This window comes from Vibrio sp. Makdt (genome assembly GCF_027587015.1).
Lineage (GTDB): Bacteria > Pseudomonadota > Gammaproteobacteria > Enterobacterales > Vibrionaceae > Vibrio > Vibrio chagasii_B.
This window is the reverse complement of record NZ_JAPPTH010000003.1, coordinates 187333-212150: the sequence shown is the minus strand read 5'-3', so window position 1 is coordinate 212150 and position 24818 is coordinate 187333. Positions and strand designations below refer to the sequence as shown.

The 24818-nt window shown below is 45.4% G+C and carries 25 protein-coding genes and 1 pseudogene; 12 read left to right on the top strand and 14 right to left on the bottom strand.

The features are described 5' to 3' along the window. Positions 1-21: 21 nt before the first annotated feature. A complete protein-coding gene (locus tag OH460_RS05140; protein ID WP_269995689.1) occupies positions 22-1563 on the bottom strand; it encodes a sodium:solute symporter family transporter in 1542 nt (513 codons plus the stop codon). A gap of 338 nt (positions 1564-1901) precedes the next feature. On the opposite strand from OH460_RS05140, the gene OH460_RS05135 reads away from it, so the two are divergent. The 4 genes from OH460_RS05135 to OH460_RS05120 all read left to right on the top strand — a co-directional run bounded on the left by OH460_RS05135 (position 1902) and on the right by OH460_RS05120 (position 6877). Continuing rightward, on the top strand, positions 1902-3197 hold the full coding sequence (locus OH460_RS05135) for an MFS transporter (RefSeq protein WP_269995686.1): 1296 nt from the start codon (positions 1902-1904) through the stop codon (positions 3195-3197). Between the two features lie 132 nt (positions 3198-3329). Continuing rightward, positions 3330-4346 carry a nuclear transport factor 2 family protein gene (locus tag OH460_RS05130; protein WP_269995684.1) on the top strand — a complete coding sequence of 339 codons (1017 nt, stop codon included), beginning with the start codon at positions 3330-3332 and terminating at the stop codon, positions 4344-4346. A gap of 199 nt (positions 4347-4545) precedes the next feature. Beyond that, positions 4546-5631, top strand: coding sequence for a porin (locus tag OH460_RS05125; protein ID WP_269995682.1), 1086 nt, complete (start codon positions 4546-4548; stop codon positions 5629-5631). A 220-nt stretch (positions 5632-5851) separates the two neighbouring features. Beyond that, a complete protein-coding gene (locus OH460_RS05120) occupies positions 5852-6877 on the top strand; it encodes a LacI family DNA-binding transcriptional regulator (RefSeq protein WP_269995680.1) in 1026 nt (341 codons plus the stop codon). Positions 6878-6945: 68 nt separating this feature from the next. Here the strand turns inward: OH460_RS05120 and OH460_RS05115 are convergent, their stop codons facing one another. Further along, a complete protein-coding gene (locus tag OH460_RS05115) occupies positions 6946-8448 on the bottom strand; it encodes an arylsulfatase (RefSeq protein ID WP_269995678.1) in 1503 nt (500 codons plus the stop codon). 9 nt (positions 8449-8457) lie between these two features. Continuing rightward, entirely contained in the window at positions 8458-8847 is a 390-nt protein-coding gene (locus tag OH460_RS05110) for a DUF4345 domain-containing protein (RefSeq protein ID WP_269995676.1), read from the bottom strand. A gap of 139 nt (positions 8848-8986) precedes the next feature. Between OH460_RS05110 and OH460_RS05105 the strand changes: the two genes are divergently transcribed. Both OH460_RS05105 and OH460_RS05100 read left to right on the top strand, forming a co-directional pair. After that, positions 8987-9757 carry a DUF481 domain-containing protein gene (locus OH460_RS05105; RefSeq protein ID WP_269995674.1) on the top strand — a complete coding sequence of 257 codons (771 nt, stop codon included), beginning with the start codon at positions 8987-8989 and terminating at the stop codon, positions 9755-9757. 365 nt (positions 9758-10122) lie between these two features. Further along, a complete protein-coding gene (locus tag OH460_RS05100) occupies positions 10123-10713 on the top strand; it encodes a hypothetical protein (RefSeq protein WP_269995672.1) in 591 nt (196 codons plus the stop codon). A 56-nt stretch (positions 10714-10769) separates the two neighbouring features. Here the strand turns inward: OH460_RS05100 and OH460_RS05095 are convergent, their stop codons facing one another. From OH460_RS05095 to OH460_RS05085, 3 genes are all read right to left on the bottom strand, one after another. Further along, positions 10770-11171, bottom strand: a complete 402-nt coding sequence (locus OH460_RS05095) for a globin (protein ID WP_269995670.1) — start codon at positions 11169-11171, stop codon at positions 10770-10772. Between the two features lie 119 nt (positions 11172-11290). Continuing rightward, complete coding sequence (locus tag OH460_RS05090; protein ID WP_105059217.1) at positions 11291-11671, bottom strand: VOC family protein; 381 nt, start codon at positions 11669-11671, stop codon at positions 11291-11293. A gap of 76 nt (positions 11672-11747) precedes the next feature. Further along, positions 11748-12632 carry a LysR substrate-binding domain-containing protein gene (locus tag OH460_RS05085; RefSeq protein WP_004736382.1) on the bottom strand — a complete coding sequence of 295 codons (885 nt, stop codon included), beginning with the start codon at positions 12630-12632 and terminating at the stop codon, positions 11748-11750. A 104-nt stretch (positions 12633-12736) separates the two neighbouring features. Here OH460_RS05085 and OH460_RS05080 point away from each other — a divergent pair, with 104 nt between their 5' ends. Both OH460_RS05080 and OH460_RS05075 read left to right on the top strand, forming a co-directional pair. Then, positions 12737-14065: a 6-phospho-beta-glucosidase gene (locus tag OH460_RS05080; protein ID WP_269995665.1), complete on the top strand. Its 1329-nt coding sequence runs from the start codon at positions 12737-12739 to the stop codon at positions 14063-14065. A gap of 130 nt (positions 14066-14195) precedes the next feature. Then, a complete protein-coding gene (locus tag OH460_RS05075) occupies positions 14196-14960 on the top strand; it encodes a carbohydrate deacetylase (RefSeq protein WP_269995663.1) in 765 nt (254 codons plus the stop codon). 17 nt (positions 14961-14977) lie between these two features. Here OH460_RS05075 and soxR read toward each other — a convergent pair whose 3' ends face one another. The 5 genes and pseudogenes from soxR to OH460_RS05050 all read right to left on the bottom strand — a co-directional run bounded on the left by soxR (position 14978) and on the right by OH460_RS05050 (position 19536). Continuing rightward, the gene (soxR, locus tag OH460_RS05070) at positions 14978-15418 is read right to left on the bottom strand and encodes a redox-sensitive transcriptional activator SoxR (RefSeq protein WP_269995661.1); all 441 of its coding nucleotides are present in this window, start codon (positions 15416-15418) and stop codon (positions 14978-14980) included. Positions 15419-15583: 165 nt separating this feature from the next. After that, a pseudogene (locus OH460_RS05065) lies at positions 15584-16104 on the bottom strand (NADPH-dependent FMN reductase). Between the two features lie 19 nt (positions 16105-16123). After that, the gene (locus tag OH460_RS05060; protein ID WP_269995659.1) at positions 16124-16915 is read right to left on the bottom strand and encodes an arylamine N-acetyltransferase family protein; all 792 of its coding nucleotides are present in this window, start codon (positions 16913-16915) and stop codon (positions 16124-16126) included. A 274-nt stretch (positions 16916-17189) separates the two neighbouring features. Continuing rightward, a complete protein-coding gene (locus OH460_RS05055; protein WP_269995657.1) occupies positions 17190-18752 on the bottom strand; it encodes a glutamate synthase-related protein in 1563 nt (520 codons plus the stop codon). 226 nt (positions 18753-18978) lie between these two features. Continuing rightward, the gene (locus OH460_RS05050; protein ID WP_105059207.1) at positions 18979-19536 is read right to left on the bottom strand and encodes a DUF1439 domain-containing protein; all 558 of its coding nucleotides are present in this window, start codon (positions 19534-19536) and stop codon (positions 18979-18981) included. 162 nt (positions 19537-19698) lie between these two features. Between OH460_RS05050 and OH460_RS05045 the strand changes: the two genes are divergently transcribed. From OH460_RS05045 to OH460_RS05030, 4 genes are all read left to right on the top strand, one after another. Continuing rightward, the gene (locus OH460_RS05045) at positions 19699-20085 is read left to right on the top strand and encodes a thiol-disulfide oxidoreductase DCC family protein (protein WP_105059206.1); all 387 of its coding nucleotides are present in this window, start codon (positions 19699-19701) and stop codon (positions 20083-20085) included. A 221-nt stretch (positions 20086-20306) separates the two neighbouring features. Continuing rightward, on the top strand, positions 20307-21650 hold the full coding sequence (locus tag OH460_RS05040; RefSeq protein WP_269995653.1) for an ABC1 kinase family protein: 1344 nt from the start codon (positions 20307-20309) through the stop codon (positions 21648-21650). Between the two features lie 84 nt (positions 21651-21734). Continuing rightward, a complete protein-coding gene (locus tag OH460_RS05035; protein ID WP_239939500.1) occupies positions 21735-22280 on the top strand; it encodes a glutathione peroxidase in 546 nt (181 codons plus the stop codon). After that, a complete protein-coding gene (locus OH460_RS05030; RefSeq protein WP_269995647.1) occupies positions 22277-22744 on the top strand; it encodes a DUF3429 domain-containing protein in 468 nt (155 codons plus the stop codon). Before OH460_RS05035 ends, OH460_RS05030 begins: the two co-directional genes overlap by 4 nt. A 55-nt stretch (positions 22745-22799) precedes the next feature. Here the strand turns inward: OH460_RS05030 and OH460_RS05025 are convergent, their stop codons facing one another. The 3 genes from OH460_RS05025 to OH460_RS05015 are packed head-to-tail and all read right to left on the bottom strand — an operon-like array spanning position 22800 to position 24714. Beyond that, positions 22800-23234 carry a GNAT family N-acetyltransferase gene (locus tag OH460_RS05025; protein WP_061031867.1) on the bottom strand — a complete coding sequence of 145 codons (435 nt, stop codon included), beginning with the start codon at positions 23232-23234 and terminating at the stop codon, positions 22800-22802. 39 nt (positions 23235-23273) lie between these two features. Further along, the gene (locus OH460_RS05020) at positions 23274-24050 is read right to left on the bottom strand and encodes a phosphotransferase family protein (protein ID WP_269995644.1); all 777 of its coding nucleotides are present in this window, start codon (positions 24048-24050) and stop codon (positions 23274-23276) included. 49 nt (positions 24051-24099) lie between these two features. Next, a complete protein-coding gene (locus OH460_RS05015; protein WP_269995642.1) occupies positions 24100-24714 on the bottom strand; it encodes a LysE family translocator in 615 nt (204 codons plus the stop codon). Positions 24715-24818 lie beyond the last annotated feature (104 nt).

Here is a 24818-nt window from a genome sequence, read left to right as displayed (position 1 = left end):
TACCAGTAAAAAATCGGTCAATTAAGAAAGAACGGCATAGAGCCAATCAGGAATAACAGTACAAGCTGCAACTGTCACCACAGCGAAGACCAACAAACCATAATGACTTGCCGTCGGCTTGGCGAACAAATGCTTTTGCTTGGCGATAAATTCGTTTTGTTGCTGTGTAACCTCTCCCCAGAAGCGGCTGACAAGCACGCCCAACAATAAGAACACCACTGTGCCAATTAGGGCAAACCACGGCCAAGAGATACCACTGTATTTAGCAATAAACACCACAACCACACTACCAATACTGCCCGCTATCACCCCTTTTTCATTCGCCTGTTTAAAGAACAGACCAAGAATGAAAGAGCCAAGACGAATACCAACAAAAATCGAAGTTAAGCTGGCAATGGTTTTCAACACCGATTCGTTAGAAACGGCCAACAAAGCAGGTACCACCACCGAAGCGGCGGCAACAAGGCTCATTTTTCTCGCCACCGATTCGTAATGCGCATCGGAGGCTTGCTTACGAAAAAATCGCTTATAGAAATCAAAGGTCGCAACGGTCGCCATTGAGTTATAGGTTGAGTCCAGCGTCGACATAGCGGCCGCTGAAAATGCTGCTATCACCAAACCCACAATGATTGAATTCGTATGGTTAAACACGAAATCGAGAATCACTTCGTTGCTGTTCTCAAAACTGCTGTCTTGATAAAAAACGCTCAGTAACACGCCCATCACAGCAAAGAACAGATAAACAAAGAACGCGCCATAGCCGCAAAGCAGCATCGACTTTTGTGCGGTTTTAACACACTTAGTCGCGAGTGTTCTTTGAATAATCAATTGGTTAGTACCATATACACTCAGGTGTAAGAAGCTCACAGCAACTAAACCTGCCCATAATGTGGTGTCGACACCTAAATCGAATTCGAGGTTAATAATATTCAGGTGCTCGGGAGACAAAACCTCGCCCGCATCAATCTTCATCAGCAACAAAGCAAAGATCGCAATGCTACCGATAATCAGCACCGCCGACTGCAGCATATCGGTCCATATTACCGTTGAGATACCACCCGCATATGTATACAAAGCAGTAAACAAGCTGATGTAAATGATCGCCTCTGAAATATCGATAGGCAGCACTTGCACCAGAATCAAAGCAACGGCATAGAGAATGACGCCCGCTGAAATGCATTGAACGACAAGAAACACGATTGAATTGATCGTACGAGCAACAATGCCAAAACGGTGCTCTAGGTATTCATAAATCGAAGTCAGTCCCAGTTTGTAAAACACTGGCACAAAGAAAATCACCGCAAAAAAGATCACGATTGGGTAATTCAAATGCACGCTCATTGCTTCCATACCTGAACTGTAAACCCAGCCCGGCATGCCCACGAACGTCATCGCACTGATGTAGGTTGCAAGAATCGACACACCTGCCGTAAACCAACCAAATTGTTTTCCACCAGTTGAAAAATCGCCACCTACGCTATAACGCTTGTTTACTAAGTAGCTGATAAATATTGTAGTTAGCACATAAAGAGCAATTACCACAAAACTTGAGTACGTAACCATTTTGAGATTCCGTTTATTGTATTCTTCTAATCATTCGCCGCCAATATTACTGAAAATTGTCTTTATTCCCTCAAGAACCCACAATAACTGTGACTATTATCACTAAGATAGACGAATAAACGCTCAAATTGGCCAAAATCGCCCTTTAATGAGATCTAGATCACCAAAACAGACAAATTGGGTACGCACTCATTTTAAAATTGACTTCGATCACGGATCTAATATCCACAAAAATTCTATTATCTCTACCGAAACGAAGACAGTGTGCTAGATATTAATCATACCCACACTGTAATCAAAACTATAAACACCCTATATGAAATAAAGGTTTATCGGTCATGACTACCAGAAAACACATGAGCGAAGTTCCTATGATTCAAAGGGTAGCTGCCTATCTAGCGATACTGGTTGGTTACTTTTTCTATTGTTATAACTTTGTAATTATTGACTACGTACGCCCATACATTGTTGAAGCGTATGATGGTATTAGCCTGTCAGACACTGCCCAGTTCTATACATGGCAGTCGGTTGGTGCACTTATTGGTGCTTTGAGCTGTGCTTGGTTCGCAACAAAATTTGGTAAGAAATCCACTCTTATTGCCATCACAGCCTTAAACGGTGGTGCAACCATCGTCAACATGATGTTCACCGACTACGCAACTTGGGCTGCAATGCGTTTTATCATTGGTTTGTCGCTGGGTGGTTACTTCACAGTAGCAGTAAGCCTGATGATCGGCCTATTCACACCGAATGTGCGTGGTAAGTTGACCGCATTTGCATCTTCTATGTTCTCTGTTGCTCTGATGGTAATGGGTGCGTATGCAGCATTCATTTCAAGCATCGATGCGCCATGGGAAAGCCTAATGCTTGTAGGTGGTATCCCACCGTTGGCAGCAGCAGTAGTGATGATCTTTGTTCTACCAAGCGATAGTAAAGTGATCGCTTACGGTGAAGAAGAGCAAGCAAAAGCTGAAGCTACAGATGCGCCAGCAAAGAAAGGTTCTTGGGGCGAAATGCTCAGCAAGTCTTACCGTAAGATCACATTAACGTGTCTATTACTGGCTGGCCTTAACTTCTATGGTTTCCAATTCTTCGGTGGCTTTGTAACTACTTACCTACGTGATGTACGTATGTTCGACGGTGCAACCATCGGTCTTATCTTCTCTATCTCAGCGTTTGGTTCACTGTTTGGTGCATGGTTCTGGGGTTGGGCGGCTGACAAATACGGTCGTAAGGTGAACGCATTTGGTTTCATCCTGGCGGGCATCATGGTTTCAATCTTCTTTGTTGCGCCTGGCGACATGGTGATTGGCGGCCTAAACATGCTGGCTCTACTTGGCCTGATTTACAACTTCGGTCTGTCTTCTTCAGCGGTATGGGGTGGTTACTTCTCAGAACTATTCCCAGCACATCTACGTAGCTACGGTGCAGCTCTATTCCACGGTGGTCGTATCCTGGGTATGTGGGCGCCAATGGTACTTATCTTCATTCAAGAGCGTACCGACCTACAAACTGCGATGTGGGGTTCACCAATCGTCTGGATTCTTGCTGGTCTTCTATGGCTAACACTGCCAGAGACATTGAAAGGCGGCATCTTCGATAAAAGCAAGAAAACTGAAGCAGCGAAAGCTTAATTCTTAATTCGCACGCTGAAATTCAGAGATTCAAATACGAGAAATTAAAGCCGGCTGACAAGTCAGCCGGCATCAAAATCCAAATCGAGTCCTGTTCCGAAAGTTGACTCGACAACACAAAGAGAAATGATTATGTCTAAATATCAAGAAGCTAAGCGCATTGTTCGCGAATACTTTGATGCAATGGAAAACGCAACTCACGAGAACGTTGCTGAAGTACTAAAAGCACACACTTCTGAAGATTACTTGTGGCGTGGTGTCTACCCATTCCGTGAGCAAGAAGGCGCTCAAGCTGCTGCTGACGTATTTTGGGCTCCAATGATGAAATCAATGACTCGCATGCAGCGTCGTCAAGATATCTTCATCGGTGGTAACAACGAAATCAATCCAGATGAAATTTGGGTAATGAGCATGGGTCACTTCATGGGTCTATTCGACGCTGAATACCTAGGCATGCGCCCTACTGGTAAAATCATGAACGTTCGCTACGCAGAATTTAACTGTGTTGTTGACGGCAAGATCACTAAGACTGGCCTATTCCTAGACCTACTAGGCATGATGGATCAAGCGGGTTGCTACCCACTACCACCATCAACAGGTAAGCACTTCGTTTACCCTGGTCCACGTAACCACGACGGTCTACTATTCGAAGATGCAGCTCCAGAAGAAGGCGTTGCAACACTTGCTCTTGTAAACAAGATGGTTGATGACCTATCTGCACTTAACGACAGCGGCGCAATGGGTTGCCCACCAGAAGTACTAGAGAAGAGCTGGTCTAAAGACATGATCTGGTACGGCCCTTGTGGTATCGGTGCGTCTTACACTATCCCTCGTTACCAACAACAGCACCAACTTCCTTTCCGTAACAACCTGAAAGATAAGAAGTTTAACGGTCACGTTTGTCGCTTCGCTGAAGGTAACTTCTCTTGCTTCTTCGGTTGGCCAAACCTATCAAACACACCAGCTGGTGGTTTCCTTGGTATGACGGGTGGTGAAGTACGTGCAGACATGCAAGTAGTTGACGTTTACTACCGTGACGGTGACAAGCTATCTGAAAACTGGGTACTGATCGACCTTCCTTTCTGGCTAAAACAGCAAGGTCTAGATGTATTCGAGCGCACTGCTTCAATCCTGAACCCAACACTGTAACCGTGTCCTATTGTCTATCTAGTCCATACCTACACTAGATAAACATGACTGCCGAGGGCTCCTTCTCGCCCTCGGCAACTTGCTCCACCCAAGATAATCAATTTGTGCCTCACGGATGGGCACCCCCTGCCAAACCATTACTAATATAACGGGCTTGAAAGCACGGTAGCTTTCTACGGCCTGAATAAAGAGAATTACAATGAAAAAGTCGATTCTTTCTGCAGTGATCTTAACAGCACTTACTTCGGGCTCTGCTTTTGCAGCGCACACCTTTACCAATGACGCGGGCGATAGCCTAACACTGGATGGTCGTTTTGATGTTCGTTACCAAGATAAAGGCGGCGATCATAACGGAGAATGGAACAGCGGTAGCTCTCGTTTCGGCCTCAAAGGTCAAATGGGCCTAGATAACGGCTGGACCGGTTTTGGTCATGCCGAATGGGGTTACAATTCAGGTGCTAACGGCGACAATATTTACGACCGACTTCTATACGCTGGCGTAGAGCACGACAAATACGGCAAGATTGCTGCAGGTACTAAGCAGTGGTCTACTTTCTACGATGTAGCATGGTACACCGACTTAGGCCGTGTCTTTGGTACTCGTGGCTCAGGTGTTTACAACCTGTCTGATTGGGGTATTGCTTCAGGTACAGGTCGTGCTGAAAACTCCATCACTTACCGCAATTCAATCAACGACCAAGTAAGCTACGGCTTCACTTACCAAACGACACGTGAAGACGTTGCACTAGCAAGTAATGGGACAGCTTCATTGAAAAACGGTCTGGGTGCGTCGATCACTTACAAGCCTGTTGATGGTATAACACTTGGTGCAGCTTACCACCAAAATGAAGTTGCTGACTTAGATGCAGGCGTAATTGGCGTGAAAGACGGCGACAACATGCGCATCATGCTGTTGGGCGCGAACTACAGCAACGGTGGCTTCTACGCTGGTGCGACTTTCCATGTTGGCGAAAACTGGGAAGCGGTGAGCCAAGGCGGCACCGATGTAATGTTCGATACCCTAGGTGGTGAAATCTACACATACTACCACTTCGAAAATGGCCTACGCCCTACGTTGAACTACAACTACATGGAAGACCGTGGTGACGAGACAGAAGGTTATGAGCGTAACTTACTTATTCCTGGCGTTGAATACCATTTCCAGAAAAACAAGTTCCTAGTTTGGACTGAGTACCAATTCGACCTAGGCAAAGATCAGCTTGTTGGTAACACATTCGAAAACCGTGATGACCAGTTCGCTGCAGGTATTCGTTACTACTTCTAATCTCTGGTTCTCACGACCAGATCTTATAACCACTGCCTAAATAAAGCTCTGCCGCGTTATCCCATTAACGAAGCAGAGCTTTTTGGGTTATACCCAGATTACAACCCAATTACATCACCTAAGCCTTATTTAACATAGAACTTGGGTGCATTGTTTTTTTGAATACGTACCTACTTATGATACTCTACACGCCATTAATTCGGCTTAAAATGCATGGTCTATGAACTCTCCAAAACACTCCTCGGTACCCAAAGCAACCGTAACTTCAAAAGATGTCGCTAAACTGGCTGGCGTTTCTCAATCTACTGTTTCTCGTGTATTTGTCCCGGGCAGTTCAGTGTCTGAAAAGACCAAGCAGAAAGTGTTCGATGCAGCAAAATCGTTGAATTATCGTCCCAATGCCTTTGCCCGCAGTCTGACGACAAATGAGTCCAAATTGATTGGCTTAGTTTTCCCAGATGCCGACTACCCTATCCACATGAAAACTCTGCAGCTTATCTCTACTGAGCTACAAAAGCAGGGTTACTCTGCGGTATTGATTCCTTGGCAAGTTGATGGAAACGACAACCACTCGATTCCTAATATCTTCCAATACCGAGTTGATGGCGTAATTGCTGCTTCGGCGACCTTTAATAAGTCGCTTTATGAAGAGTGTGAAGAGTTCGACATCCCTATTGTCCAGTTTGCACGTGTTGTTGAAGGGACTAAGAGTAGCCATGTGGTGAGTGACAACTACGCCGCAGGCCAAGTCGCCGCTCAGCATTTACATAGCGTAGGAACAAAGTCAGCGGTTTACCTGACAGGTAACGTACCAACCTACACCAACGGCGAGCGTGAATCGGGCTTTTGCTCTGAATTCGAAGAGCTAACGGGCAAGCAAGCTCGCGTGATTGAAGCTGACTATGACTACCTTGATGCTCTAGATACCATTCGGACTCTGTTTTCAGAACCCACACATCCTCAAGCGATTTTCTGTGCGACAGATAACCTCGCGATGGCGGTAATGGATGTGGCGCGCTTAGAGTTCAACCTGCGTATTCCAGAAGATCTTCAAGTGATTGGTTTTGATGATATCCCGCAGACTCAATGGCTGAACTACCAACTCACTACCTTTAAGCAAGATTTCAGACGCCTTGCGCGTGAATCAGTGAAAATTGTCGTTAGCCAGATTCAAGAGCAAGACACAAGCTTGGTTAAGCTGATGGTGCCAGTGAAGTTTATTGAACGAAACACGACGCTAAAATAGAACCAACGTTAAGACGCATTCAAATAAAAATCCCGCTCAGTGTGAGCGGGATTTTTTATGATATTTAACTAGTTACCTACACCACCGGTCTTCTCTGCCGGAGAATCAGGCGTCACTGGAGGCCACTCTTGGAAGGTTGCTAGATGTTGTTGGACAGCAGCTTGTGCAGGACCAAATGCCCACATTTTTTGCCCCATCCACTTCAAGTACATGCCCGACTCTTCCGCCGCTCGCTCGTATGGGTCACGACGTAAGTTAAACAGTAATGGGGCGTTTAGCTCTTCTTTAGGACCACTCCAACCGTGATTTTGCACGATGAAGTGCGCCTTCCAATCTCCTACTCGAACCGCTTGTAGCTTATCTCGTTCGTAGTAGTAGATCTCTTTACGGTTTGACTCGCCTTTCTCAGTCAGCATATCCACTTGGTTGTAACCATCAAGGTGTGCTTTAAAGCCATCGTGACCTTTTAGCATTTTCTCTTTCAGATCGGCAGGGCCCCCCGCAGCTGCAACAAGTGTCGGTAGCCAGTCCATACCATCAAAGATGCCGTTACCCACACTACCCGCTGGAATCTTACCTGGCCAACTAACGAGAGCTGGAGCACGAACGCCACCTTCCCAAGTCGTGCCTTTCTCACCGTGGTATGGTGTCATACCACCATCAGGCCAAGTCATGATTTCGGGGCCATTATCAGCCGTGAAAATAATGATGGTGTTATCAGCAATGCCGAGCTCCTCCATTTTCGCCATCATCTCGCCAACATGATCATCAAGATCTTTCATCACCACTTCTTGAAGTCCCCACCCATTCTGACCAAGCATGGCTTCGTATTCAGGTGAAAGGTGCGTCCAAACGTGACCACGTGATGGACAGTACCAAGTGAAGAATGGCTTATCCGCTTCAACCGCCCTTTCGATGAAGTTGATCGCGTGTTTATTTACTTCATCATCTAGTGTGCGCATACGCTCGATAGTTAGCGTGCCATCGTCTTCAATGGTTTGTCCGCCTTTACCATCGGATTTCGCGTAAATCACATTGCGAGGCGCAAAAGCATCTAACGAACCGTCTTTTGGCCAGTCTGGATCTTCGGTGTATTCCATCGCATTCAGGTGATACAACCAGCCCCAATACTCATCGAAGCCGTGCATTGTTGGTAAGAACTCATCACGGTCACCTAAGTGGTTTTTACCAAACTGACCTGTCACGTAGCCCATGGTTTTGAGGATTTCTGGTAGTGTTGGCGTATCCGCATGCAGCCCAACAGGCCCACCCGGTAAGCCCACCGTGTGCATACCCGTTCGCACTGGTAACTGCCCCGTTAAGAATGCAGAGCGCCCAGCCGTACACGATGGCTGCGCATAATAATCTGTCAGTAGCATTCCCTTCTCGGCAATGCTGTCGATGTTTGGTGTTTCACTACTCATCACACCATTGTGATAAGCACTCAGGTTTGAGATCCCAATATCATCCGTGAAGATAACAAAAATATTCGGTTGCTCTTGTGCTGACCATGCCGATAGTGAAAAGCTACTCAACACACTCATCACAACAAGGTGGAAAATCCTTTTCATAGAATGTCCTTATTCTGTTTCAGATTGCTCTTTGTGAACCATTTTTATTCCTACCAAACCAAAGCCAAGCTCCAATAGTAAATAGACGACAAGTAGCCAGTGAGGCATGCCATCTATCAACAAGCTAATGACTCGGCCGGCAGCCAAACCCAACATGAAGACCACCAAACTGTAGAGTGCTGGTAGTCGGTATTTCTTTAGTAACGCCCCTGCTATCCAAAACAGAGCCAACGCTAAGTACAACCCCATCACAGCACGAAAGATATGAGTGACATTGATAGGGCTAGCATCAATTCCGAAAAGATAATCAAGGGAGACAACGGGGGCATAACCGTACGACAACGCAATCGGTGTTAAACCCAAAACAGCGACGATCAAAAAAACGCTTTGTGGCTTCATATCCTTACTCTTTTAATTTGGCTCTTTTCAAAAAACATAGTCTACAATCAGCAATATACAAGTTGCATATATGAAAAATGGATAGTTAGAACACACATTCACATTTGTGCTATTTCACATCGAAGATAAGGATATCAATATGGCTAAATGGCGTTACCTACTTGCATCAGCATTGGCTGCCAGTTCAACCGTAAATGCTCAGGAAGCAAGTGAACAAGCGGACACAAAAAAGTGGCAACATAGCTTCGAAATTTACGCGCTTGCGCTCAATATCCGTGGGGACAGTACCATTGGTGGCTTGTCAGCAGATGTCGATGTTGATCCTGCATTCATCATGGATCATCTTGATATGACCGCAATGGTGCGATTAGAAGGTATCTATGATAATCAGTGGGGCTATTACATTGACTACAGCTTCATGAAGTTAAGCGGAAAAGCAAACTCAGTGTTAGGTAGCAACCTAGAGATATTGAAAGGCAACCTTGATATCCGACAAGGTGTTTTAGATGTAAAGGGGTTTAAGCGCTACCAATACGATTTTGGCACGATTGATTATCTGTTTGGACTTCGTTGGTGGGATAACGACATTGATGCCAAGCTTTACGGTTCAGGTGGTAATCTAAGTGTAGACCGATCACTCGATGAAGATTGGGTTGATTACCAAATAGGTGTGAGATGGATAACGCAGATCAATAAGGATTGGAAGTTTCACGCAACCATTGATGCAGGGCTTGGTAGTGACACAAACTTTACCTCATCTCTGTTAACTGGCGTGCGATACCAGATAAACAGTTGGTCGGACTTGAATGTTGCCTACAAATCGACCTGGGTTGATTACGAAAATAAGGGCACCTTTGAATACGATACTGCATCGCAAGGCTTCCTGATTGGTTGGGCTGCTCACTTTTAATCCGATTCTCGTAACGTGTTAGGACCTAGGCCAACCCAATATTGCTCATTTGGATTTAATTTCTATTAAAACGTAAGCCTCAAATGATTCATACCTCTGGTGGTGCTCTCCATTGCCAGAGGTTTTTCTTCGTGAAATATCCACTGCCCTCCCTCATAGAAAACCTATTAAATCATAGGGTAACCCTCGCGTAACGCGCATTTAATCCATCTAAAAAATTGTAATTTTAGATCATGGAAATACAGGTTTATATCTTGAGATATTTAATCTTTATTTAATCCTTCCCGCCCCATTCGAACAGTGTTTTTTATTTTGAAAATATCGCTAGAATCCTCTCCCGAAATTTACAAACCAGAGTGGAAACAATGAAAAAAATAATCTTAGCGGCTCTTACGATTGCCTCAGTTACCGGCATCGCATCAACTTCAGCTTTTGCATCAAATGAAATGTACGCACTAGGCGGTTTCGGGATGGATGATGGCGATGTCGGTGGCCAGTTCACATTTGGTAGCCAAGTCATGCAAAGCAACTGGTATGTTGAATCAACGCTGCTTGTTATCAGCGTCGATGACAAATCTAGTTACTTTGATTACAGCCACAACGAGACAAAACACCGAAAAGAAGAGTTCGATACCTTAATGCTCTCGTTGACGCCAGTGTACAAACACAGTTTCAGTGAAAATTTTGCTATTTTGGGTAAGTTCGGCGCTTTCTATTCACACTCAGATACAAAGATGGTGATCAGCTCTAGCAACGAGACTAAAGTTGATAAAGGTTCGCATGGTGATCTTGGCTTAACTTACGGTATCGGCGCTGAATACAAGTCAGCAAAGCCGATCTTTGGCAACTCTAAGCTACTGACTCGCGTAGGGTTTGATTGGTATGAGTTCGGTGGTTCAAGTAGCTGGTACACCAAGGATTCAGCATTGGGTATTCAAACTGGCTTTACCTTCTAATCTAGTCACCGATAACACTAAAGTAAGCCACATATGATTCGTGGCTTACTTTGGATTCAGACTACGCACTCTTTCTTCATGATTGATAAGCCGGCCTCGAGCGTTTCTGTCCATGCTTGTTCGACGCTTTCATCGTAGTGAGGATCGTATTTTTTAACCGTATTGAGCAACGAATTGAACCACTCGTTGAGTTCTTGCTCAGAGATATCCATTCCTAAATCTTTATGTCGCTTCCCAAGCTTTTTCACCGAGTTTCGTACGCTCGGTAGACCAGCAGAGTTATAGATAAGGATGATCGAAGCTTTAAGCATCTTGGTTTGCTGCTCTAACCCTATCTTTTCAAAACGTTCTGAAAATCTTGGATTATGCTCGCAAAAATCCGCCAGAAAGCTCTCCAAAAATTCTTGGTCAATCCGGCAGCGCTCAAAGCTTTCATAAAACAGTTCATTCGATTTCATCTAGCCAGTCCTTTGCAAAATATTGAGTCTTCGGGAAGCTAACAAGTTCAGAGCCGCGACTTCGCCAACTCCGAACCATCAATATGATCTAAGCATACGCCACTATGGCATAACATATACTACGGCATAAAGTGAGTTGCACAGATCTTGTTTCCATCAGGATCTCGCAAATAAGCCATGTACAAACGACGCTCGTCAGAACCTCTCGCTCCGGGGCCGTTTTCAATACTGGTGCCGCCATTTTCGACGCCAACTCGATGCCATTCGTCCACCAGTTCAGGAGAAGACGCTAGGAAGCCGATCGTCATACCATTGCCGTGCGTTGCAGGCTGACCATCAATCGGTTTGGTTAAACCTAATACACCAGTTTGGCTAACGTAAACACAGCGCCCTTTAGGGTCAACGGAACCTTCACTGTAACCAAGCACTTTCATGATTGGGTCATAAAAAGCCTTCGCGCGTTCAATATCTTCGGTACCGAGAAAAACATGGCTGAACATAACTAACCTCTTCTTTTATTGAAAGAACCACCTACACTAGACCTATCGTTTGTGTTTGTCTAGGCACGCAATTCGGTCACAACTGTTGCTTAACCCATTGAGCAAACACCTGAAACTTAGTTCGTTGCTCCATGCCTTTCGGACACACTAAATCATATCCTTTGCCCGATTCAATGCTCATAAGAGGTGCGACCAACAAGCCTTGTTCAATCTGCGGTGTCATGAACTCTAACCGCCCTAGAGCTAGCCCCATCGATAATATCGCCGCATCCATCGCCAAGCGGTTATCGCTGTAATAGTCACACTGAAGCGCGCAGTTGGTATCACTTTGAGCTTCATACAACCAACGTTGCCAGGCAGTGATATCGCCACTGTGAATGAAACGAACATCGTCTAAGTGTTGAATGCCTTGGTCTAGTTTGAAGCGTTTCGCGTATTCAGGGCTGCACACTGGGGTTCTTACTCCACTGAATAATCGCTCGCTGTAATGGTTTGGGTAATGGCCTTCGCTATAGAAAATTGCCACGTCATAAGGTTCAAACTGGAAGTCTGACTGGCTCTGTTTGGTTTGCAGTTTGATGCTTAGATTCGGATACAAGCGTCTGAATTCGGGCAAACGCGGCATCAACCACGAGGAAGCGAAATAAGGCGATGTCGCGATGTACAACTCCCCGCTTAGCTCACCCGTTTGAATATCCATGAGTTCGGAAAAGATAGACTCAAACGACACGTTCAACATGGATAACACGCGCTGACCTTCTGGCGTCAGTTCGAGCTTTCTTGTCTTGCGCACAAACAGATTGAACTTCAGTTGTTGTTCGAGTTTTTTGATGCGATGGCTGACCCCTCCCTGAGTTAAGAAGAGCTCATCGGCGGCAAGTGTAAAACTTAGATGTTTAGCCGCAACACTGAAGGTGTGTAGCAGTGAAAGAGTTTGTTGGCGATTTTCGAATAGCCCCATGCATTAACCTCACTAATTCATAAGTCGTCACAACTGGTTTGTCGGTGTATGTAACCATCATATAAATTAAACCAAGTAATCTACAACATTAAATGATGAACAGCATGCAACAGAATCAAAAACTCAAAGTAACTGTGATTGGTGGTGGCTCAAGTTACACCCCAGAGCTCGTTGAAGGACTGCTCAAGCGCCATCACGAATTACCTATCTCTGATCTGTGGTTAGTCGATATCGAACAAGGCATGGAAAAAGCAGAGATAATCGCGGCGCTCACCAAGCGAATGATAAACAAATCGGGCTGTGAGATTAATGTTCACCTCACCACAGATCGAAAAGCAGCCCTGAAGGACGCGGATTTTGTCTGCTCACAGTTTCGCGCAGGAAGAATAGAAGCAAGATTACGTGACGAGAGGATTGCTCTGAAATATCGCATGATCGGCCAAGAGACCAATGGTTTAGGTGGCTTCTCTAATGCTTGCCGAACCATTCCGATTGCACTCGAGATAGCGAAAGAGATGGAAGTGTTGTGTCCAAATGCGTGGTTACTCAACTTCACCAACCCATCAGGCATGGTAACGGAAGCACTGATTAAGCACTCAACCATTAAAACCGTTGGTCTATGTAACGTTCCCGTCAACATGGAGCTAGGCGCGGCGAAAATGCTTGGTGCAGAACGTAAAGATATGACGATGCAAATCGCCGGATTAAACCACCTAGTTTGGGCTCGTAAGGTGCTTCATAAAGGAGAAGATAAATTGGGAGAACTCATCGAGCAACTCCTCGGTGGTAACGATCAAATGATGCCAAAGAACATCCCTCCCTTTGAATGGGACGCTGAATTGATTCGTTCTCTGAACATCGTTCCTTGTGCTTACCTACGTTACTACTACCAATCCAGAGACATCTTAGACAAAGAATTTACTGCGTCTGAAAACAGCACCAATCGCGCAGACTTAGTTGCCAAGGTTGAACATCAGTTGTTAGAGGTCTACAAAGATCCCATGCTCGATACCAAGCCTAAATTGTTAGAAGAACGAGGTGGTGCTTACTACTCTGAAGCGGCCTGTGAGCTCATGAGCAGTATCCACAATAACAAACGTTCTATCATGCACGTCAACACTCGCAACAATGGTGCGATTCAAGGGTTACCCCATGACTGCGCGGTAGAAGTAAGTTCGGTAATCACCAGCAGTGCGATCCTGCCACTGAACGTTGAACCTTTTGATAGCGACACGCTGCGCTTGATACAACAGATGAAAGAGTTTGAAACTCTGACCGTTAAAGCAGCGATGACGGGTGACATCGCAACAGCAAAACGTGCTCTGATCTTAAACCCTATCGTTGATAGTGGTTCGCATATCGACGAGGCTTTGCAAGAAACCATTCGCGAGAACTTAGACTTCATGCCTGCGTTCGCTTATCGACTCGCTTAATGTAGCCTTTGTTAGCAGCCAATAAGCTCGGTGATAACAGCTAATAAGCTCAGTGATAACAGTAAGTGAGCTCAGTGACAGCAGAGCTCATTCAAGATATTGAACACAAATCTTTTAATAAGAGGTCATGATGAAATTAATACTCAACGCCGATGATTTCGGCCTCACTGAAAGCGTGAACCACGGCATCGTCGACTGCTTTAAGGCGGGTTTGGTTAAGTCGACCACCATCATGATGAATCAACCGGGTACACAGCACGCGATTGAGCTCTATCATCAAGGTTTGGTCCCTGAAGTTGGCTTGCACTTTACGGTCACCGCAGGCAAACCATTGACGTCACGAGAGTTAGTTCCGAGCTTAGTCGACGAATACGGCCACTTCTTTAGCAATATTACTCTGTTCGATAAATCAGATGTGAATGAAGATGAGGTGGTGCTTGAACTCAACGCGCAATATCAAGCCGCCCTCGATGCAGGTTTAGAGATCAACCATATCGACAGTCATCACTTTGGTGGTGTGTTTAAACCTCTAAAAGCAGCGTTTACCCGCACAGTGAATCGTATTGGTCTTCCAGTCAGACGAATCGATAACATCTTGAGTGGCCAAGATACACTGCAAGTGCCAACGCCGGATGCTTTCGACATGCGTTTCTTTGACCAAGGCGTATCGCTGAATGGCCTGAAAGATTTATTACTGAGTTACCAAGCTATGATGCCTAACGGTGTACTTGAGTTAATGTGTCACCCTTCATCAGTGGCAAGTGAACAGCTTAAGTCCCTATCAAGTTACAGTGATAAACGAGTCGAAGAGCATCAACTGCTCACTAGCCCTGCGCTAAAACAGTGGTTGGCTGACCATCAGATTGAGTGCATTGGGTTCGACGATCTCAGATAGGGAACCTTAAGTCAGGGCTAATCAACGATCCGTTGTGCGCCCTGCCCTTGGTCATGCAAGATATCATCAGGATTTAACAAGTTGCACTTTTGCATACTCAAGCACCCGCAACCGATACAGCCGGTTAAGTTCTCTTGTAGTGATTTAATCTGCGCCATTTTGCTGTCGAGTTGACCCTGCCACTTCTTAGCAACGCGCTCCCAATCTCGCTTAGTCGCGGTATGGTTCATCGGCAGTGTCGATAATTCTTCGGTGATCTCTTCCAGCGTGAAGCCTATCGACTGCGCAACTTGGATCAACGCAATTCGTCTCAACATCGCCGACTGATAACGGCGCTGATTTCCGTTAGTACGAATCGAAGCAATCAACCCCTTGGTTTCGTAAAAGCGTAAGGCCGAAGGAGCCACGCCACTGCGTTCTGCCAACTGGCCAATGCTCAGGTATACGATGTTTCTCATTGTTACGCTATCCTTGAGATCATAAAATATTTAAAGCTTACTTTAACTTTAGAATAGCGACCTATTGTTACCTTAACCAATTAATGTCCTTAAACTTTGACAACGGGCGCAATGAAAAGCAATCGTGAACATGGCTGCTTTGTTTTATTGTGGTGTTCTCGCTCTCTAAATCTGACTCATGATCGATTTCAGGCTCTCGGCCATTTCGGCATTGATGATCTCACCCGTTTCTACATTAAAGTTGTCATAGAAACTTGGCACCGACATCGACCCCTTCACATCAGCATCAAAGTAAGGTGCCGAATTTACCGCAGACGAAAAACAGAGCTTGCGCCGCCAGGGCCTGGTGACGTGGAGAGCATAACAACAGGTTTGCCTTGGTACACTTTCATGTCGATTCGTGATGTCCAATCAAACACATTCTTAAAGGCTGCGGTGTATGAACCGTTGTACTCTGCAAAAGAGATGACCACAGCATCAGCTTCGCCAATCTTGCTAAAAAAACGCAGCGCGTGTTGATGAACGCCAGACTCTTTTTCTCTATCTTCACTGTAAATGGGCATCTCGAAATCATTAAGATCGAGCACCTCTACTTGCGCACCCTCGGCTAAGCTTGCGGTGTACGCTGCCAATTGTTGGTTAATCGATGCTTTACTGTTGGTTGCGCCAATTGCTAATACTTTCATTGTTGATCCTCGAATTTGGTTAGAAACATTTCTCTAAAGTTTGAAAAGGCACATTTGGCGCTAAACCAAAGTACGTTTGTAATGCAGCAAGGTACGTAGGCTCGTCTTCAAGTAACCACTCTTCTGTTGAGCCATTTTTGCTAATTTTAATTTTCTGGTTAAGCAGCGTGACAATCCCACCTTCAATCGGCAGTGCCGCAATACAGTTTGATGTAAAAATGGATTTCGGACTGTTTGAAGTGAAGAAGTTGCTCGACTCTAGGTCGTTGGCACCCACATACGTCATGTCTAAGCTGTACACGTTCATCCACTCTTCACCCTGCTTTATCTGCAGTAAGAAGCCATATCGTTCATCTTCGATAAAACGAAAAGTTTGTAAGTCATTAGACTGCTCAATATTGGTTTCAATCAGCAATGGAGCACGAGGGGTAAAGGTGCCAAAGCCCGAATCCACTAACCACTTTTTGCCTTCAATCGTCACCAATGTCACTCGATGGCTACGCCCTGTCGGCTCGCCAGCTAGGTGAACTCGGCCAAGTAAACTTCTCGTTTCAAAGCCCATATGAGTTAACACATTCAACAACAACCCATTAAGTTCTTGGCAATAACCCCCTCGCTGATTAACCACCAGCTTTTCATGCAATGCCTCTTGAGACAGTTGAATAGGCAGCCCCTGAACCACATCAAAATTCTCGAACGGAATGGTTCGGTGTTGATGCTTATGGATCGCTATTAGGTTTTCGATTGTGGTATCGCTCGGTTGAGATAAACCAATTCTTGAAAAATATTCGGTGACTTGACGCTGTTCCATACCTAACCCCTGATTTGTTTTCATCACATAATGACTGACGTCTTCCAAGCTGACAACGCTCAAAAATGACAAGGTGATGGTTTATGTTTTTAGATTGGGGATGATGATAAAACCTCAAGTTAACTTGAGGTAAAGCGATATTTTCAAAAAACAGGAAATAATTTAAAAATACTTATAAAGCAGTTAATTACGAAGGGTTAAACATAGTTTGGCATTGCACAGGCAATAATAAGCACACTCAAAATACAGTGAGTGTGCTTTATCGAAGTATTATTTACTTAAGTTGGTTTAATGGACTGACCCCAGAGTAAGCGACCCCGGATAGCTCGGCCATTTCGCGATTCCATGTTGCTAGATCGTGAGGGTTAAACTGATTCAAATGATCATGACCACAAGCTCTCGCCATCACTTGCATCAATTCAGTCGAAGCTTCGAAAAAGTTCTTCAATTGATTCGATGCCTTCTCAACATTTAACCGTTGGCGTAAATCGGCTTTTTGAGTCGCGATACCCGCTGGGCAATTATTGGTGTTACACATTCGGGCGGCAACACAACCTATCGACTGCATGGCACTGTTCGAGATAGCGACTCCATCAGCGCCAAGCGCCATCGCTTTTACGAAGTCCATCGGAACACGAAGCCCACCAGTAATGATTAAGGTGACTCTGTCACTTACGCCTTGCTTGTCTAGATAGGCTCTGGCACGAGCAAGCGCTGGAATGGTCGGCACACTAATATGGTCACGGAACATTTCTGGCGCCGCCCCAGTACCACCGCCTCGACCATCCAAAATGATGTAATCGGCACTGGCATCAAGCGCAAACTGAACATCCTCTTCAATATGATTGGCACTCAACTTAAAGCCAATCGGGATCCCGCCCGTCACATCTCGAACTCGGTCGGCGAAATTTTTGAAATCCTCGACGGTTTTTAGATCAACAAAGGTGGGTGGGGAAATCGCGGCGGTACCCGCTTCAATGCCACGCACCTCTGCTATCTTGCCAATGTTCTTCGCACCCGGTAGGTGACCGCCTGTTCCGGTTTTGGCACCCTGCCCACCTTTAAAATGGAAGGCTTGGACATTTTTGAGCTTAGATTCATCGTAACCAAATTGTGCACTGGCTAGTTCGTAAAAGTAACGTGAGTTCGCCGCTTGCTCTTCGGGCAGCATACCACCCTCACCCGAGCAGATGCCTGTTCCTGCAAGTTCAGCGCCTTTCGCCAAGGAGACTTTTGCTTCTTCAGAGAGCGAGCCAAAACTCATGTCCGACACAAACAAAGAGATGTCCAATTTGAGCGGCTTTTTCGCTTTTGGCCCAATAATCAGTTCAGTGCCAACCGGCACGTTTTCCAATAAAGGCTTGGTCGCCATTTGTGCAACCATCACTTGAATATCATCCCAGTGAGGTAATAGATGTCTTGGGACGCCCATTGAAGTCATTGGCCCATGGTGACCCACTTTGGACAAGCCATCACGCGCCAGTTGGTGAATAAACTCCACGGTAGGCTCTTCTTTGGTTGCGCTTGCTGCAGGAGATAAATCAGGGGCTGTCGCTTGAATGTGAACTTCAGGGCCTTCTTGCCCAACTTGCTCTGTAGTGAACTGTTTATGAGTTCCATCGCAAAAAGGGAGGTTGTTCGAATACTTACAGCGGCACAGGTAAGCGTCGCCGGTTTCCTCGGCCACGAAACTCTTTGGTTTGAAGCCCGTTCCTGCATGAGAACCATCACAAAACGGTTGGTTTTTCGATTTGCCACAGGTACAGAAGTAATACTCCTCGCCCTCGGTTAGCTCGACCTTAGCGGGCTTGTTATCCGCTATTACTGGATTCTTCATAGTTCGTTCACCTTTTCTTTATTATGATTTGATGACTGAAGCGATGACTTGCTCACAAGAGTAAAGTAAAGGTGAGATACGCGGCGAATTCAATAAATGAACCAGTGAAAACAAGCATAATAGACAGCCTAAAAACAGAAGTATTGCTTGTTCAACACAAACAAAAATGGCCACCAAATCGGCAGCCATTGTGTTTTAAATCTGAGTCCAAGCTAAACGGGAAGGGTTAATCAAATAACTCGATGACCAGCTTGTTGTCTTTAATCACTAGATTAGGTTCCGATGACTTGATCAATGACTCTTGAACCTTGTTGCTGTCCAATTTGTAAACCGGTGACTGGGACAAAGCAAAACCAATCATAGAAACGGCAGGCTTAAGTAACTTCTCTATCTCAGGAGAAAGCTGCTTTCCCTTTTCCTCAAAGCGTTCTAGACGCAGAGACTTTAAGTAGACCTCACCACTCTCTTTGTCGTATTCGGGAATCGCGCTGAATTCGATATCCAGATCTAGCCCCATGTTTGGCATGTTAAACACTTGAACCTTTGCATTGGTATTCGCCAGAACAGACACTCGCTCGGCATCAGCTCGACCAATTTGTACCGCTAAGTCATCAACTGCCACTTGTGCGTACATCACACTTTGTACACCAACCTCTTGTTCGAGCATGACTGAGTCAGCAAGATATTCTGTCATCTCTTGCTCGGTAATGCTGTAGCTGACACAGCCACTCAGAATGAGTGCTGTACAGGTGAGGATCAAACGGTTGATTAACTTTGTTGTCATGTAAATTCGACTCTTAATTTCTAATTGCATGGAACGGATGTTACCTCGAGATGATATCGTAAAACAGTCGTCACACTGACAGTGTCGGATATGTAGGCAGAATGATCCACCTAATCAACATTCGCGTATAGTTTGAAAATGGCAAAAATAGTAAAGAAATCAATGACTGAATTAACGATATTTTATGACGGAACGTGTCCACTGTGTGCCAAAGAGATGGCTGCGCTCGCCAAGTACGACACTGAGGGGAAGATCCAGACTATCGATATCTACAGCGAAGCGTTTGCCAACTATCCTCAGATTGATGCGGATGCGGCCAACACAGTGCTGCATGCTCTTGATGAGAACGGAAAGCTACTACTTGGGTTAGATGTGACCTACCAAGCATGGAACCTAGTAGGAAAAGGTTGGCTTTATGCGCCATTACGTTGGGCAATATTTAAGCCGTTTGCAGACTGGTGCTACCTGAGGTTCGCCAAGAATCGATATAAGATTTCATTCTGGCTAACTGGAAAATCACGTTGCAACGGAAACAGCTGTACGAAATAGTATTGAGTTAAGACATACCACTGGCGACTTTGTAGTAAACGATGCCAAACAGTGCAGCAAATACTAGTACGGTAAGAACGACTTTCAACCAAATAAACTTCATGCTTTGTCCTTTTCAATCGAGTTACTGATTCAGGCGACAAGTTATCACAACAAGACATAAGGTTGTGTAATGATTGATAGAACTTTGTAGTGAACCCTGATTCCCAGAGAGAGACTTTATGTCGGCAAAAGAGAGAAACCTTCCCACTCATAGACTTTCTAGATTCAGCAAGTTCGCCTCGCTGGCGACAAGAGTCGCAGGTAACGTGCTAACAGAAGGCACCAAGCAAATTGCACGAGGCAACAGGCCCAAGGCAAAAGATTTACTGTTAACGCCACAGAACATAGCTCGCCTGACCGACCAGCTCGCGCACCTGCGTGGAGCTGCGATGAAATTGGGGCAGATGCTTTCAATGGATGCGGGGGATGTCTTAGAGCCAGAGTTAGCCGACATTCTTTCTCGCCTGCGCTCAGACGCTGACCCATTGCCAACAAAGCAGCTCAATCAAGTCTTAGAAAGCTCACTCGGAAACCATTGGAAAACCGAATTCCTTTCCTTTAACTTCAAACCGATTGCCAGTGCATCTATAGGACAAGTCCATCAAGCGTACAGCGATGCCGGGGACAAGCTCGCCGTCAAAGTCCAATATCCAGGCATTCGAAAAAGCATCGACAGTGATGTAGATAACGTCGGCACACTACTCAATATCGTTGGGTTGATACCGAAGTCGGTCGACTACAAAGGCTTGCTAGAAGAGGCAAAGAAACAGCTCCATGATGAAGCAGACTATGCTCGCGAGGCTGACTACGCGACTCGTTACCATGACGCATTAAAAGAGCATTCGCACTTCGTCGTACCCAAGATTCATCCGCAAGTCTCTTCAGAATCCGTGCTCGCCATGGACTTCATTGAGGGCGTCTCAATAGAACAGATAGAAAGCTACGACCAAAGCACCCGTGACTTTGTGATGCACAGCCTGCTTGAGCTCCTATTCAGAGAGTTGTTCGACTTTAAGATGGTGCAAACCGACCCTAATTTCGCCAACTACCTTTACGTTGAAAACACCCGAAAAATCGGCTTGTTAGATTTCGGAGCAACCCGTGAATACAGTGACCGCTTTAGCGAGGGTTATCGCTTGGCTTTTTCCTCTGTCATTAACAACGATGAGCAAGGGCTCAATCAAGCGTTAGAGCAGATTGGATTCTTTAGCGAGACAATTCTCCCTGATCAACGCCAAGCGATTCTAAACCTAGTGAAGATGGCTTGCGAGCCGATGTTGGTAGACGAAGACTACGACTTCAAAGCAAGTGGTTTGGCACAACGTCTTCGTGAAGCTGGCACCATTCTGAGCATGGAACAAGAGTATTGGCACACCCCACCCGCCGATGCGCTGTTCCTACATCGAAAAATTGGTGGTATGTATCTATTAGCAGCTCGCCTTGGTGCAAAAGTGAATATCAGTCGTTTGGTCGCTCCCTATCTTATGTCAGAGCGCAAAAGCACAACTCAAAACGCGAGTTAAAGAGACAGTAAATAATACGCAAAGTGATCATTTCATCGTGCTCAAGAGTAATAACCATTACGCCAACTAAAATGAGCCAACCCCATGAAATGTTCACTACTTTGCTCAACCGTACTGATTACAAGCCTCACGAGTTCCATCGCCTTTGCAGCGAGCTGCCCAGAGATACTCAATGGCAAACAGCGCTTATTAAATTCGACCGAAGAAATTGCGCTTTGCGATGAGTTTAAAGGCAAAACTCTATTGGTGGTAAACACCGCTAGCCAATGTGGCTTCACTCCGCAGTTTGAGCAGCTCGAACAACTTCATCAAACCTACAAAGATCAAGACTTCACCGTTATCGGTTTCCCAAGTAATGATTTTCGCCAAGACAAAGGAAGCGAAGAGAAAACGGCAAAAGTCTGTTACCTCGACTATGGCGTTACCTTCCCGATGATGGCGCGAGCTTCACTGTCTGGTAGCGACGCCAACCCGGTATTTGCAGAGATACAACAGCAAGCTGGCGTAACGCCTAAATGGAACTTTTACAAATTCTTGATCAGTAAAGAAGGCAAAGTCGTCGCCACCTTCCCTAGCTCCACATCACCAGTGAGCGCTACGCTCAAAAACGCGATCGAGCAACAGCTATGAGGGTGGATTACATGGCAACAACTCAAACCCGTAACACCATGGCCAAACTTGGGTACATGGGGTTAATCCCGTTTCTATTCGGTCTACTCCTCTCGCTCACCGACAGCCAACTAATGGGGATAAGTGGAGAAACGCTGTTCATCACTTACAGCGTGGCTATTCTGAGCTTTCTTTCAGGAATCTTGTGGGCAAATGGCATCGAAAATTTTGAAAGCCAATCAAGTAACAAAGCGCTATTGCTAAGTAACGCGATAGTGCTCGTCGCATGGCTGGCAGTATTGCTTGGTGAACAAAAAGAACTGGTGGCAACTCTGATTCTTATCCTTGGTTATATTGCGGTTTGGCGAGCTGAAAGGACGATAAGAGAAGAGAACCAGAGCCAAGGCCCCGATGGCTACTTTGATATGAGAACTCGGCTCACCTCTAGCGTAGTATTAATGCACGGTATCGTGATGCTGACCTAGAGCTACGAGACTGTCTTTGAACTGTGAGCCTTCGATTAAAACCGTTAGCAACAATCTAGATGATGAGCTGCATCACTAACCTCGGCTCATCATCACCAAAGTAGTTTTCTTCTTGTTTGATCGTAGAAAACCCCATTGACGCGTAGAGCGCGCAAGCGGATGTGTTATTTGGATCTACAGTGAGCAAAAGCCTAGCGTCCCGCGGCAACTGCTCAACCGCATGTTGCATCAATTTCCGGCCAATTCCCATACCACGATAATTCGGGTCTACCGCTAATGATAGGACCCAAAACTCATTCTGCGTGTCCGTGGTTGTCGTTAAGGCATAGCCCGCAATCTTTGAGTCTTGCTTAGCAACTAATAAGCCTTTTCCCCAGCAATCAAATGCCTGACGAATGAAAAATTGCGGATAGGCATGGTCACCAAACAAAGCATGTTCAAGCTGGTAAATTTCAGCCAGTTCCTGTTTTTCCGCACAGACAATATTCATAGATAGACCTTTATAGATATGACTACAACTACCCTTCAGCTAAAGTCTGCCTTCAACTAAAGACAACCAGGTAGGTATTTGTTCTCTGTACCACTGGATGTATTTCGAAGCTTCAGGGTTATTACGCGAGACTAATATATTCGTGACTTCGACAACGATCCAGCTTTTCGCGATGATCAATTGCCTTATTAAATCTTCTCGGGAAATCAGATTGTTATGAGGTAAGTACTGGTCAACAATAAACTCATAGTCGGACAAAGTCCCCATACGAGAAACGAGCGGTGCCAAATCGATAGCTGGGCTGCCATAACCAAAACGCTCCCAATCAAATAACACCAGCTGACCGTTATCTCTTCTTCCCCAATTTCCCTCGTTCGCATCGCCAGAGATCAAGGTTTTCTGGTCGAACAAAGCACCACTCAATTGCTGGATACGCAGTAAACTGTCTTGAGTCACTTGAGGTAAGTTCAGAGATATTAGTGCAGCTTCAGTGGAACAGGTACTCCATCTATGCTCTTTCACTGCAAAACTCGGCGAGTATTGAGACTGATGAATACGAGATAGTTGCTGATACACCTCTGAAGTCGTTTGAAGCTCATTTAGTGTTAAAGAGTGAGGAATGTGCTCGATGAACAGAGTATCTCCTTCCACTACCAACAACGTAGGGCTATGTACACCAGATAAATGTTGCGCAGCATGTTGGTAAAAAGAAATTTCAACCTCACCTGCCCCTTGCTTTCGAATACAAGGTACGCCATTAAGATTTACAAGAGTTACCTTAGCCGACCCCATTTTAGATAGATCTTTGTTACTCATTGAATACCGTCCTCACTCTGTCCACAACAACTGCTCTAAATTCCGAGAACTACTGACGACTCACCAACAGATTAGCACCGGATAGAGCAAGAAAAACCGAGCACGCTTTGTTGAAACGCTTAGCCATTTGCGGCTTGGAGAACCAGTTTCTGAGGTATAAACCAAAGGCAGCGTAGATAGATATCGCGAGCAGCTCTAACACTAAGAACGTGACACCTAGAATGAAGAACTGTGTGTTTACATTGGCTGAAACATCAACGAATTGAGGCAGAAATGCGGTAAAGATAAGTATCGCTTTGGGGTTACCAGCGGCAAGGGCAAACTCTTGTTTAACTAGACCAAACCAGTTTTTATTGCGCTCGATGTCCGCGACAGGGCTGGCTTGTGAACGCCATAAGTTGAACGCAATCCAAAGCAAATACATGGCACCAAACAACTTGATAAGAAAGAACAAGGTCTCAGAAGTATAAAGCACCACGGCCAAGCCAGACGCCGCCAACGCAATCATTCCTGAGAAAGCAACGATTCTACCTAACCCTGCTATAAATGCGGCTTTAAAGCCATAGCAACGGGCATTATTCATCGACAAAAGATTGTTTGGGCCAGGCGTCATGTTCAGCGCAAAGCACGCTGGAATAAACAGCAGCAACTTCCATATTTCCATCGGGGTGTCCTAGTCGTCATGTATTACGTAATTGAATCATAAAATGCGATAGAAGCTTTTATAACAGTATTTTATGTACTTTGTAATAGGACAAAAAAGCGCCT